The organism is Chitinophaga vietnamensis (assembly GCF_902167635.1).
GTDB lineage: Bacteria > Bacteroidota > Bacteroidia > Chitinophagales > Chitinophagaceae > Chitinophaga > Chitinophaga vietnamensis.
The window spans coordinates 46,618-59,554 of sequence record NZ_CABHMS010000003.1 but is presented as its reverse complement, the minus strand read 5'-3'; the positions used below and the strand labels follow the sequence as shown (position 1 = coordinate 59,554).

At 51.6% G+C, this 12,937-nt stretch carries 9 protein-coding genes; 4 read left to right on the top strand and 5 right to left on the bottom strand.

Annotated elements, in window-relative coordinates; translation table 11 throughout:
* A complete protein-coding gene (locus FPG75_RS08370; RefSeq protein WP_143306333.1) occupies positions 1-2,865 on the top strand; it encodes a DUF4132 domain-containing protein in 2,865 nt (954 codons plus the stop codon).
* A 56-nt stretch (positions 2,866-2,921) separates the two neighbouring features.
* Positions 2,922-4,502, top strand: coding sequence for a beta-N-acetylhexosaminidase (locus FPG75_RS08365; RefSeq protein ID WP_143306332.1), 1,581 nt, complete (start codon positions 2,922-2,924; stop codon positions 4,500-4,502).
* 181 nt (positions 4,503-4,683) lie between these two features.
* Here the strand turns inward: FPG75_RS08365 and FPG75_RS08360 are convergent, their stop codons facing one another.
* Positions 4,684-5,283 (bottom strand): hypothetical protein, encoded by a 600-nt coding sequence (locus FPG75_RS08360; protein WP_143306331.1) that lies wholly within the window; start codon positions 5,281-5,283, stop codon positions 4,684-4,686.
* Between the two features lie 204 nt (positions 5,284-5,487).
* Here FPG75_RS08360 and FPG75_RS08355 point away from each other — a divergent pair, with 204 nt between their 5' ends.
* Positions 5,488-5,718, top strand: a complete 231-nt coding sequence (locus FPG75_RS08355) for a hypothetical protein (protein ID WP_143306330.1) — start codon at positions 5,488-5,490, stop codon at positions 5,716-5,718.
* Between the two features lie 136 nt (positions 5,719-5,854).
* Here FPG75_RS08355 and FPG75_RS08350 read toward each other — a convergent pair whose 3' ends face one another.
* Positions 5,855-6,718 (bottom strand): pirin family protein, encoded by an 864-nt coding sequence (locus FPG75_RS08350; RefSeq protein WP_143306329.1) that lies wholly within the window; start codon positions 6,716-6,718, stop codon positions 5,855-5,857.
* 30 nt (positions 6,719-6,748) lie between these two features.
* Positions 6,749-8,041 carry a hemolysin family protein gene (locus FPG75_RS08345; protein WP_143306328.1) on the bottom strand — a complete coding sequence of 431 codons (1,293 nt, stop codon included), beginning with the start codon at positions 8,039-8,041 and terminating at the stop codon, positions 6,749-6,751.
* Positions 8,042-8,209: 168 nt separating this feature from the next.
* Here FPG75_RS08345 and FPG75_RS08340 point away from each other — a divergent pair, with 168 nt between their 5' ends.
* Positions 8,210-9,181, top strand: coding sequence for a sulfite exporter TauE/SafE family protein (locus FPG75_RS08340; protein WP_143306327.1), 972 nt, complete (start codon positions 8,210-8,212; stop codon positions 9,179-9,181).
* An 8-nt stretch (positions 9,182-9,189) separates the two neighbouring features.
* On the opposite strand, the gene FPG75_RS08335 is transcribed toward FPG75_RS08340, so the two are convergent.
* Both FPG75_RS08335 and FPG75_RS08330 read right to left on the bottom strand, forming a co-directional pair.
* On the bottom strand, positions 9,190-9,528 hold the full coding sequence (locus FPG75_RS08335; protein ID WP_143306326.1) for a NirD/YgiW/YdeI family stress tolerance protein: 339 nt from the start codon (positions 9,526-9,528) through the stop codon (positions 9,190-9,192).
* A gap of 244 nt (positions 9,529-9,772) precedes the next feature.
* Positions 9,773-12,874, bottom strand: a complete 3,102-nt coding sequence (locus tag FPG75_RS08330) for a TIM-barrel domain-containing protein (protein WP_143306325.1) — start codon at positions 12,872-12,874, stop codon at positions 9,773-9,775.
* Positions 12,875-12,937 lie beyond the last annotated feature (63 nt).

Sequence of the window (12,937 nt, the reverse complement as noted above, 5' to 3'; positions counted from 1 at the left end):
ATGCCATACTCAGAGGAAGCGATACTACCTGTTGTTGAAGAACTGAAACAGCATTACTACTATGAAAACTCTCAGCAAGCCATTACAGCCACCGCAGACTATCTTACCGGGAAAATATTTCCTGCGCCTATATACGATGACAAATCAATAGCGGCTCACCTGGGCTCTTTTGTGAAGTTGCTGAAGATACCCGAACTGTGGGGCGACAACGACCGGCTGCTCCTGCAACTCATCGGCCAGCCGGCAGCATGGGAAAGTGTAAAAGAAACCTTCTATGCACATATCATCCGCATGCTCGACGCCCCGGCCACTTCCGCCTCCATCGTACTGCGCTTCAGCTATTTCACCAGCTATCTGCAACAACGCGGCCTCACACCGGAAGAAATCGGCTCTATATTGATCATGCATGCCACCGATGGATTCGGTAATTACGATCTTTCTCCATTAAAATTCTCCCCTACCCGTAAATTCCTGCAAGACCTGCTCCGCAATGCCGAACCTTATGCCATCAACGCCTACCTGGCCCGCTGGCAGCAGCTTCCATGGAATTCCTTGTTTTTTCGTTTGCTGATCAAAGCAGCGCCGGAACTGGAAAATAATTATCTCGAAAAAATAATTTTACAGGCAGAACAGGCGCGCTGCTTCCACTACGCTGTAGCCACCGCCCTGCTCAAATCCAATACAGGCAAGTATGAGCCATTCATCCGGCAAATGACGGAGCAAGGCGCTACAGCCGTACAACTCAGCGGATACCAGGTATTGCACGCCTTCACGCCCGACGCCTATCAGCCTTTACTGCTGGCCAGCGCACAACGCTACATCGATGAAAACACCAGCGCCATCGATACCTTCCAGGGATACCGGACCATCCTTCCGGAACCCGCTATGCCGCTGCCTTTGAGCGTGATCGCTATCAGCGCCTTGCTGACATATGATCAAAGCAAGGCAGTGCGGCATGTACAGGAATGCATCGGGGAAAAACGTTATCTGCATAAAGAAGTATTCCGTGAGCTGACAGATGCCCTGCACGAAAAAGCCCTGCCCATGCTGCTCTCCGCGCTGGCACAAGATTACGATGCCAAAGTGCTGCTGCCGCTGATAGACCGTTTCGATCCTTCTCTGTTCATCGAACAGCTCTGGCCTTATACCTTGCACAAGCTGAAATCTGTTCGTATGCTCGTAGCCGTTATACTCGCCAAAGACCCGCAGGCGCTTGCCAGGGCGGGCGAGCTGCTGCTGCACAAAAAAGCGGAACAACGCACCACCGCCGTACAGATACTCTGTTCTATCAATAGCAACGAAGCACATGAGCTGCTGCATACTACATTGCAACAGGAAGTGAACGACGATGCCCGCGACCTCATGATGGAAACGCTGGGCTACCCCGTTACCGACACGCCGGAAGCGCTGGTGGTCGCCGCCAAAAAGCGGGGCAAGCTCTCGCGCCCTATCGAGAAATGGCTGGATGATACCAGTCTGCCCCCACTCTATCACCACGACGGCAGCACCTTTACGCTGGAAATGGTGCGCTTCCTGATATACCGTATGTCGCGCGTGAAAGCGCTGCGCTCCGATCCCGAAGCCAAAGCCTTATTGCAGCTGGTAGACCGCTCCCGCAGTGGCGACTTTGCCGCACATCTCTTTAAAATATTCCTCGACAACGGCGGCGACGCCAAATTGAAATACCTGCTGGCACTGGCGGCGCTTACCGGCGATGAGGCCTTTGCCATACATCTGCACCTGTCTATCAACCAATGGATAGAAGACAAACGCCTGAAGCTCGCCGAACTGGGCGTAGGCGCGCTCGCCATCCATGGCAGCAATGAAGCCTTGCGCGCGGTAGACTGGTACGCTCGCCGCTACCGTACCCGCAAAGTAAACGTAGGCGCGGCAGCGTTAGTGGCGCTGCAACAGGCCGCCACCGAGCTGGGCATCAGCGCCCATGAGCTGGGCGACCGCATTGTGCCGGATTTCGGGTTCAAAGGATTATACAGGAATTTTGAAGTAAAGGGAGATATTTACCGGGCATCGGTAGACCGCAATTTCCGGCTCATCTTCTTCAACGACCGTGGCCGCCAGCTGAAAGCCATGCCGGCAGCCACTTCCGACGCCACGAAACGTTTCTTCAAATCTGTACAAAAAGAGATCGCTGAAGTAGTACGCACACAATCCGCCCGCCTGGAACATTTCCTTGTAATACAGCGCTCCTGGCGCACCGCACAGTGGGAACAGTTTTTTCTGCGCAACCCCGTAATGTTTGCCTTTGCCAACCGGCTCCTGTGGGCCCTCTACGACGAAGAAGGACAACTCATGAACAGTTTCCGCTGCCTCGCCAACGGACAACTGCTCAACCTGCAAGGCAATGCGATCGTATTACCTGAATACGCCACCGTGCGCCTGCTACATCCTTTATGCCTGGATGCCGAAACCCTGTTGCAATGGCAACAACAATGCAGCACGCTCGACCTCCTACCCGTATTCCCGCAGCTGGAGCGGCCTGTAGCCGTCATCTCTCCGGCAGATGCACTCGCCACCGCCATTTCCGACTTTGAAGATACTGTGATGGAGCAGCAACATCTCAGCATCCACCTGGAACAAAGAGGCTGGAAACTCAGCACCGAAGGCCATTACACCTATGCATGGCACAAACCCGATGATGAACAGCATCTCGATGCGGTGATAGAGATGAGCAGCATCTACCGCGAGGCCGGCATACATTATAAACTGGGCAAACTGTACTTTGCAGACCGTAACAAGCCCGGCCAGCGGCTACCTTTACACCAGGTGCCGCGGGTGTTCTATTCAGAAGCGGTTAACGACATCGCCGTGCTGCGTGGCAAAATGGAACTGGCGCAGGACTATTAATAACCGGATTTTATTTGTATTTTATCTCTCTTATACAAAACTGATAAAATCCACATATGTTAAAACTATCCACTGTCGTAGCAGGCGGATTACTGCTATGGGCATCCGCTACCACGCGGCTATATGCAGTGAACATCATTCCGCAGCCTGCTGAAGTAAAAGAGCTGCCAGGCGCCTTTAATTTGTCGGGCGGCACCGCCATCATCAAAGGCGCCAGCGCTGAAGAAGCTAATTTCCTGCAGGCGGCGTTCCGCAAGGACTTCGGCCTGGAGCTGCCCCTGAAAGCATCGGCCGCCAAAGATTATATCAAACTGGAACTACGCAAGGACCTCCTTGCGCAACTGGGAGAAGAAGGCTATACCTTGCAGGTAAAACCCGGCGTTATCACCATCGCGGCGCCTACCAGCACCGGCGTGTTTTACGGGATACAATCATTGCGCCAGCTCGTCGCCGCTAACGGCAACGCCTACACGATAGCAGCCATTGAAGTGAAAGACAAGCCCCGCTTCGCGTGGCGCGCCTTCATGCTGGACGAAGGCCGCTACTTCAAAGGCGGCGAAGTAGTAAAACGCCTGCTCGATGAAATGGCCTTGCTTAAAATGAACACCTTCCACTGGCATCTCACCGACGACCAGGGCTGGCGTATCGAGATACGCAAATATCCGCTGCTCACCAAAGTGGGCGGCCGTCGCGACTCTTCACAGATCGGTACCTGGAACAGCCGCACCTGGGACCACCAGGTACACCAGGGCTTCTACACACAGGAACAGATCAGAGAGATCGTTCAATATGCTGCCGCGCGGCATATCAAAGTGATCCCTGAAATAGAGATGCCCGGCCATTCCAGCGCCGCCATCGCGGCCTATCCCTGGCTGGGCACCACTCACCAGGAAATAGCCGTGCCCGGCTCTTTCGGCGTACATTATGATGTGTTCAATGTCACCGATCCCAAGGTGATCAGCTTCCTGCAGGATGTACTGCAGGAAGTGCTGACGCTCTTCCCCTCCAAAGTGATACACATCGGCGGCGATGAAGTGAAGTACGATCAATGGAAAGCGTCGCCCGATGTAAAGGCTTACATGGAGCAACATCACATCAGCTCTCCCGCTGATCTGCAGATAGCGTTTACCAACAACATCTCTCACTACCTCTCGGAACAAGGCCGCCGCATGATGGGCTGGAACGAGATCATGGGCGTGAAACTGCATGACTACAACGATGCCAACGATGTTCCCGCGAAGGAGAAACTGGCGCCCGGCACCATCGTCCACTTCTGGAAGGGCGACCTCAAACTCATCACCGACGCGGTTTCCAAAGGATACGATGTAGTGAATTCCTATCATGCCTTCACTTATCTCGACTACGATTACAAATCCATCTCTCTGGAAAAAGCCTACAGCTTTGATCCCATCCCCGATGGCCTCGAAAAAAAATATCATCAACAAATCCTTGGCAGCGGCTGCCAGATGTGGGGCGAATGGATCCCTAATGAAGAAACCATGAACCACCAGGTCTTTCCCCGCCTTGCCGCCTACGCCGAAGACGGCTGGACACCGCCCGCAAAGAAGAACTTCGCGCAGTTTAAAAATGCCTTGCAGTATTTTTACACACGCTGGGGCTCAGGATTAAAGGATTGAAAGGATTAGCAGGATTTTTTTTACAGGATTAAAAAGATTCTCTTGATTTAATGCGAAGATCATTTAAGCGAAGAAGCCCTTGAAGCGCTCAAAGCGCTTCAAGGGCTACTACCCTCGAATTGATCTTCGCATTAAATCAAGAGAATCTTTTTAATCCTGTAAAAAAATCCTGCTAATCCTTTCAATCCTTTAATCCTGAGCTAAGACGACCTCCGCGCAAGCCATACTCTATCGTCTCGTGTTTCTCCGCTTTAACGGCCGTGCTGCGGCCTTCGGGCGTTACGGGGAAGGTGCGGACGAGTTTATTGCCACGGATGTAAAAGGAATCTTTGCCGTTGTATTCGGGGCGTTCCATGGAATCGAGGGCGGTGGTGTTGATGCGGAAAATGTGGTTATCGATATAGGTGAAAGCGTAGATGCTGCCATAGCTGCCGGTGCCGGCAGAGAGCGTATAGCAATATATTTCAGGTATGCCATCGTTGTCGAGATCCGCTGCCATCAGGCGTTGCGGCGCCCCTTTGATATCGCGCTCAATGATGCTGTCGGCATGCGTAGTGTCTTTGGCGCTGCCAAATGAGACGATCATATTGCGCATACCGGCGTTGCCGCGGGAAGATACGCTGATGCGATAGCCGGCGATGGTCGTATCTTTCTTGAAAGGCGCTTCCTCGCGTGGTTTAGGTGTTGCCACCTGCGAGCTGTCTTTCTTGTTACTATCCGGCTTACTTTTACAAGCCATCAGGCCAAGCAGCAGACAGATGAGACAAAGGCGTGTGATCATTTCCTTTTAGGTTTTCTTTGATAGTTTTAGCCACAAAAGCGATGCCCTGTCATGAGGGACTGCTGCGGCGCTGCTGCTGTATCCAAACTTCCCCCAATTGGCGGCGCCATTCCACAATGCACAGGGATGCATGCCGCATAATCAATCGCTTTCAGTTCTGCACGATTATTGGCCCTTGTGCTTTGTACCATAAAACTTTATTGTATGAAAAACCTGTCAGCCACCCTGGGAGTTTTGATGATCATCATCGCATTCATGTTCTTCCAGGGCAAACCCATGCATGACGTGCAGGCTGCGCCATTGGACGATCAAACTTTGGTAGCGCCTGACACTTTCCCGCCACCAAGTGCCGGTGATACTTCTACACCCAAGCACATGAAGAAAAAAGAATGGAAGAAGAGAGATACAACTCGCAGACACGATACGTTGATTTAGAGATTTTCGGATTTTCGGATTTGTGAATTTAAGAATTTACGGATTTATGGATTTGTGGATTTGTGGCGATACTGAGGTTCACCACAAATTCGTAAATCTGTAAATCCGTAAATTCTTAAATCCATAAATCCGAAAATCATTTTTCAAGTGTGCCGAATTTCCCTGCTTTGTAGTCTGCGAAGGCTTGTTCTATTTCTTCTGCAGTGTTCATTACAAAATTATCTTTTGCCGCTACCGGCTCGTTGATCGGTTCGGCGCAAAGATAGAGCACACGGGTGTTTTCAAGCGCCTGGATATGAATGTCTGTAGCCGGATCATCTTTATCGAAGACGATGAGATGGTACCCTTCCGTTTCCACGCCATTCACTTGCACTTTTCCATCGATGATATAGAGCAAAGTCCAGTAATTACGTGTAGCCGTGAGCGTTACCTGGCTGCCGCTATCCAGTTTTCCCCAGATGGCGGTAATAGGCGTGAAATTCTTGAGCGGGCCTGTTTTGCCTTCGTAGTCACCACTGATCAGTGTGAGGCGCACACCGGGCTCCTGCGCCACTGACGGCATGTCTGCAGCCTTTACATATTGATAATAGGGATCTTCTCCTTTGTGTGCCGCCGGTACATTAAACCAGAGTTGCAGCAGTTCGTAGTCGCCGCCTTTCTCCAGAAATTCAGCGCTGGGACCTTCGCTGTGCAAGATGCCTTTACCGGCAAACATCCATTGTACATCGCCGGCGCTAACGGTCATGGCATTACCGGCACTATCACGGTGATAGCCTTGGCCCTGCAACATAAAGGTCACCGGCGCAAAGCCGCGGTGCGGGTGCGGATGCAGCCTTTCTTCCGGCGCGCCGGGCGCATAATATTTGGGTACCATATGATGCACCACAATGAAAGGGCTGGCGAAACGGAAGGCCATAGTAGGCAATGACTGCCTTACGGTCTCTGTTTCGGTGATCTTCTTTTCACGGCCTTCCAATACATGCAAAATCTTCTTCTCCATATAAAACTGGTTTCATTCGCGACAAGATACTCAGCGGGTCAGCTTCAGACGGGCTTTTTCTACCGAGCTACGGAACATTTTCAGGATCAGCACATCGTAATCATCAAGTTTTACGATCTCGCCTTCTCTGGGTATGTTACCGTGAATGTAGTTGATCAAACCGGAAAGCGTTTCGTAATGTTCGCTCTCCGGCAATGGTACAGGAAGTAGTTCGTTGATATCTGCCAACTGCTCGTGGGCATTAACGATAAAGGTACGTTCATCCTGCTGCTCCACAATGGGCGCTTCGTGATCATGTTCGTCCTGAATATCGCCTACCAGCTCTTCGAGAATATCTTCCATGGTAACGATACCTTCGGTGTCGCCAAATTCGTTGGTAACAACGGCCATCTGCAGGCGCTGCCCCTGGAAGGTGCGGAGCAGGTCTTTGATCTTCATACTATCCGGTACATAAAATACCGGTTTCAGAATTTCGCGGATATCCTTGAGTTTATTTTCGTGGACTCCTTTCACGAGGTCTTTGGTGTAGATCACTCCTTTGAGTTCATCGAGCGAATTGTTATACACCGGGTAGCGGGAATAGCCATCTGTGATCACCTGGTTTACCAGTTGATCGAATGGCAGGGAGATATCGAGTGCAGAGATATCCTTGCGGTGGGTGAGTATTTCTTTCACGCGGCTGTCGTCGAACTCGAATACGTTCTGAATGAGTTCCCGTTCTGTTTCCGCGATGGCGCCACCTTCCTGGCTTTCGGAGATGATGAGCTTCAGTTCTTCTTCCGAGTGAATTTCCGATTCGCCTGCCGGCGTGATGCCTACGAAACGCAGGATACTGTTGGCCAGGCCGTTAAGCATCCATATAAAAGGACGGAATATGACGAAGATCACGCGCAGCGGCGCTGCCACGATGAGCGTGGTGGGCAGCGGTTTGCGGATGGCCACGGATTTGGGGGCCAGCTCGCCAAATACGATGTGGAGCACGGTGATCACGAAAAAGGCCACCGGCAGGGCGATGGCATGTGCCGTGGCAGCATTGATGGGCAGGTTGAGCGCGCCCATCACGTTGAGCATGAGAGTAGACACCACTGCCTCTCCCACCCAACCAAGACCGAGCGAGGCCAGCGTGATGCCCAGCTGTGTGGCAGCGAGGTAACCATCGAGGTTACCCAGTACGTGTTTGGCCGCTTTGGTGGCCCTTTTGGAAGCAGCGCCTCCCTTGCTGTTTATTTGAGAAGAGCGGACTTTAACGATGGCAAATTCCGCCGCTACAAAAAATCCATTTAATAATACGAGAATAATAGTTCCAAGAACTTGCAAAAACATGAATAAGACAAATTGGTTCGCAAGCTCAAATATAGGTAAATCAATTTTGATGCGTTGTTATTTCTCTGTTGCCCACCCCGTCTCTTTTTCTTATTTTTTTATTCAATAGTCTACTATTTTCATAGAGTTTATGTATTTTGTGGAGAAATTAGGCTGGCAACGATCAACATGGAGAAAGTTATTACACCCGTAGCTGCACCAGCAGCGGTAACTACAGCATCTACAGGATATGGCGGCAAAGCGCCTGCCAACGGCAGCGTAGCTGCAGCCAACACCAGGAAGTGGCTATATTGGACAGCAGGCATTGTGGCACTGACGGCCATCTTCTCGGCATTATGGTGGTGGGTGCCTTCGTTCAGTACTTATGTAGAAATCATTCCTCCTACTTTCTACTATTTCCTGGTAGCGGGATTTATATTCGCCATGATAGATGGCGCCATTGGTATGTCGTATGGCATCACCTCTACTACCTTTTCCCTGTCGATGGGCGTCCCTCCTGCCTCTGCCAGCGCCGCCGTGCACATCTCCGAGATCCTCAGCAACGGCATCGCCGGGTGGATGCACTTCCGCATGGGTAACATCAACAAACGTCTCTTCAAGATACTGATCATCCCCGGCATCGCCGGCGCTGTGATCGGTGCATACCTTCTTTCCTCACTGGAACATTATGCGCAATACACGAAACCGGTGGTATCGCTGTATACGCTGATCCTGGGTACCATCATCCTGATGCGCGCCATCAACGTAAGGCGTAAGCACAGGCAACCTAAAAAGATCAAACGTATCGGGCTACTGGGCTTCGGCGGCGGTTTCATCGATGCCATTGGCGGTGGTGGATGGGGCTCTATCGTGCTGTCGGCGCTGATTGCGGGCGGGCGCCATCCGCGTTTCTCCCTTGGCACCGTAAAGCTCTGCCGCTTCTTCATCGCGATGCTCAGTTCCCTCACCTTCGTAACGGTGCTCGCTCACGTACACTGGGACGCCGTTGCCGGCCTGGTGATCGGCAGCGCCATCGCCTCACCGATCGCGGCAAGGGTATCCAACCGCATCTCGGCCAAAACCATTATGGTTGCCGTAGCGGTGATCGTCATACTCGTGAGCCTGAAAAGCATTTACGGTTTCGTCGTGAAAGTGCTCTAGTCTTGTCTTTATTCGCTGGTAATTGTCTTATTCGCCCGCAGGGTGATGGGCTTGTTGTATTCATACTGTACGAGCGCCTGCACTACCAGCGCCACTCTTTCATCGAAAGGTTTTTCAGGGAGATATTTATCTTCTGCATACAGGTATATTTCAGCAGTACGATCTTCAAAGAGATATACGCCGCTGCCTACTTTCTTCGTAATATAACCGTTAATCTTAACGGTGGTGCTGTCATTACTCAACTGCCGTGCATGCCTGAGCACATCCCCTACCGTATAACTGCGCACCTGGCGCGGACTATAGACCGCCGCCACAAAGAGTAACAAACAAACCAGCAAACTTTTCATAAGAATGGATTGATTCCATTCGTGATAAACAAATTGATAGCGCGATTGTTCGCGCGAAGGTTGTCTGGTTCAGGATTATAATGATTTAAAGGATTACCAGGATTTTTTTACAAGGATTAATAAAGATTAGATAAGATTTTCGAGTTGATCTTCGCGAATCTTGATTTTAATCTCTATTAATCCTTATAAAAAAATCCTGGTAATCCTTTAAATCACTATAATCCTGAGCCAGACAACCTTCGCGCTAATCAACCATCATCTTTTGCTCCTTCCTCACGTCTACTACACCGGCATCAATGAACACACAACCTTTTTTGTAGGCGGGGTCGTATTTCCAGCTGGTAAGGGCTTTGCCGTTGAGGGTAATGCGGGCAGGCGCTTTGGTCATGAACACTTCCAGTTTCAGGCTGCGTTTTTCGAGCTGGCCTTTGTAATGGCCGCTGGTGGCGCCTACGAGGATCGTAGTAGTATTGTTTATTGCGCGTGAGATAATGTTCGTATAGGCGAAGGCGTTACTGGTGCGGTAGGCCAGCGTAGCGCCATCATCTTCATAGAGCTTGAAATGGCCGTTGGCGCCGGGATAGATCTCGAGGGTGAGGGTATCCTTGGGCTTTTCACCATCATACAGCATGGCAGGATATTTCGGGATGATGGCGCCGTTTTTCACGAACAAAGGGAGCTTGTCCAGCGGCGCGGCGAAATTGTTAAGCCATTGCTTACCCTGATAGATGGCGCCATTATCATAATCACGCCAGGTACCTGCTGGCAGGTAGATGCTGTCGCGCTTTTCTTCATCTTTGTAAACCGGCGCCACCAGCAGGTATTCGCCGCTGAGGAACTGGTATTGCGTGGCTTTGCCCCAGGTAACCGGGTCATTGGGATATTCCAGCACGAGGGCACGGCATACAGGCGTACCGGTTTCATACGCCTCACGGCAGTAAGAGTACATGTATGGCGTGAGACGCATTTTCAACATCATATATTTTCTGTTGATGCTTGTATACGGCTCTCCCTGCGCCCATGGCTGTTTGTTGGCCTTGGCCCAGCCACTGATAGCCATATACACCGGCGTGAAACATTTCCATTGCATATCGCGCACATAGGTTTTGGCGCTGCCTTTGAAGATGCCATCCACATCGCCGGTGGCATAGTTGAAACCCGAAAGGCCGCTGCCGATCACCGTGGGGATGTGAAAACGGATGTATTCCCAGTTGCCGCTCTGATCGCCGCTCCAGATGGTGGAGTAACGTTGCGTGCCCGCCCATCCGGCTACGCACCAGATGAAGCCGCGGGCATCGGCATTTTGCTCGATACCGTTGAAGGCGGCGCGACAACCATCCAGTCCCCATTTGTAGCCGGGGCCTACCCAGGCTACGTCGAGTTTCATGCAGCGGGTGCCGAGACGGCCCACTTCATCTTTGATCTTTTCGACGCCGTTCTCTGTCCAGAGGCCGGTGTGGAAGCCAAGAGCATGCAGCCGTTGCACTACGGTGTCGAGGCCCTGATAGCCGCAGCCATAGCCATCGTTGGGCAGTATCCAGCCGCCAGGCAGGTTTTGATCGCGGTATACCTGTGCTACCTTTTTAATCACATCGCCGGTAACGCCTTTCTTGTTGTAGCAATCGGCATCGCCAAATTCGAGGCCCCAGCGCGGCGCCATAAAAGGACGGCCGGTTACGTGCGTATATTCTTCCAGCACAGCTTTGATAGAAGGCCCGTAGAAGTAGTAGGCATCGTATTCGTGGCCTTCGTGTTGCAGCAGCACCGTGTCTTTGAAGGCATAGGTACCTTTGTTGAAAGTATTGCGGAAGATGCCGTAACCTGCGGTGCTCACGAAGAAAGGCGCCGGATTGGAAGTAGTGTTAGCGCCCCAGTTGCCGAAATCATTGCGGATATTCACGATGCTGTCGCGATGCGAGAAATTACCGTTCTGCATACCACCGCCATAGAAATAATCATTGGCCCCGCGTTGCAGCGCGGCGGTGGCATGTTCGCCAAGACTGATCGGTTCCGTCTCTTCCATGATCTTCTTCCCTTGTTTATCGTACATGGCTATACGAAAAGGGGATTTCTGAATACGGAGTGTTATTTTGGATGTATTGAGATCATAATAAGACGGATGCTCTTTAAGCTCGTAAGGCACGGCTGCGTCGCCATTCCACACAACAATACCATTTTGCATGGCATCTTCAAACTTGCCGTCGCTGCTCACTTGTATGCGATAAATGTCGGGTTGCAGTAATTGCAGTTTTACGAAAGCATTGCCGAGTGTGAACAGCAGGTTGCTGGGCTGTTTGCTCACCTTGATGATCTGGGTGAGCGGTACTTTTTTTAACAGGAGATGGGTAGACAATTGATTATTGGCAGTATGCTCATCTCCCTGGAGGATGGCTTTCACTTCCAGCGGCCAGATACCTTTGCTCCCGAGGTTGGCGGTTTCGAGGAGCACATCGCGGATGGCGTAAGGCGGCAAGGGCTGGGTGTTGAAGGGCACCGTTACTGTTTTAACGGCGCCGCCGTTGCCCAGCGTGTATTGCAGCTGTACCGGTTCATTCACGGCCTGTGTGCCGAGGTTGGTAACGCGGATGGTCACCGGCTCTTGTGCGGAGAATTTATCTTTCCCGTTGAGCGGTGTTACCACGTTGGTGAGCGCGATATCCAGCGGATATACTTTTTCGTAGCTGGCCAGGAAGATCTTCCCATTGAGCGTGCCTTTGTGGTCTTTAACAACGTTGCCGCTGCCTTCATCGAATTTATAGTAATGCAGCAGGTGGCCGTGGGCCGGGTCCTCGCTGGTCACCTCTTTGAAAGCAAGGCGGGCAATGGTTTCGGGCGACAGTTCCATATCCCACATGCGCATCTCATCCAGCGTGGCGTTGAGGGTACCGAAGCCGTCGGCATCAAGGCCGATCTGCGACAGCGGCAGCGGAATACTTTTATCGATGCGTTGAATGAATTTGCCATCCACGAACAACGAAGTATGCGCGCTATCGGCCACCAGTGCGATGTGCGTGAGTTTGCCCACCGGCAGTTCATAGTCGAACAGCACATCGAACTTACCTTTCTTCGTCAATCCTATCTTGTTGGTATTATTGTACTGTTCCAGGCGGATACCGCTTTCATAGTCGCCGCTGGTGAGCAGCGAGGAATAGGTGCTTACCTTGTTACGGCTCACGAGGCACTCTACGGTGTAGGGTGGCTGGAGGTCTTTACCGTTCAGTTCCACGAAATTACTGGCGCCATTGAAGCGAAGCCTGTACTGGGCTTCAGCGTGAAAGGCAGTGGCGGTGAGCAGGCCAGCCATCAGGGCTGTTGCCAACACACCTCTTGCGATCATTTTTCTCATTGTTCACTTTTAACGTGGCGCTAAAATTACTGATCAGAATCGAGAATTACGCTATAATTGTAA

What these genes read in the sequence shown, in the direction of transcription:
- FPG75_RS08370 (WP_143306333.1), top strand. Translation starts at nt 1, where the DNA reads ATGCCATACTCAGAGGAAGCGATACTACCTGTTGTTGAAGAACTGAAA.
- FPG75_RS08355 (WP_143306330.1), top strand. Translation starts at nt 5,488, where the DNA reads ATGAAAAACCTGTCAGCCACCCTGGGAGTTTTGATGATCATCATCGCA.
- FPG75_RS08365 (WP_143306332.1), top strand. Translation starts at nt 2,922, where the DNA reads ATGTTAAAACTATCCACTGTCGTAGCAGGCGGATTACTGCTATGGGCA.
- FPG75_RS08335 (WP_143306326.1), bottom strand. Translation starts at nt 9,528, where the DNA reads ATGAAAAGTTTGCTGGTTTGTTTGTTACTCTTTGTGGCGGCGGTCTAT.
- FPG75_RS08330 (WP_143306325.1), bottom strand. Translation starts at nt 12,874, where the DNA reads ATGAGAAAAATGATCGCAAGAGGTGTGTTGGCAACAGCCCTGATGGCT.
- FPG75_RS08340 (WP_143306327.1), top strand. Translation starts at nt 8,210, where the DNA reads ATGGAGAAAGTTATTACACCCGTAGCTGCACCAGCAGCGGTAACTACA.
- FPG75_RS08350 (WP_143306329.1), bottom strand. Translation starts at nt 6,718, where the DNA reads ATGGAGAAGAAGATTTTGCATGTATTGGAAGGCCGTGAAAAGAAGATC.
- FPG75_RS08345 (WP_143306328.1), bottom strand. Translation starts at nt 8,041, where the DNA reads ATGTTTTTGCAAGTTCTTGGAACTATTATTCTCGTATTATTAAATGGA.
- FPG75_RS08360 (WP_143306331.1), bottom strand. Translation starts at nt 5,283, where the DNA reads ATGATCACACGCCTTTGTCTCATCTGTCTGCTGCTTGGCCTGATGGCT.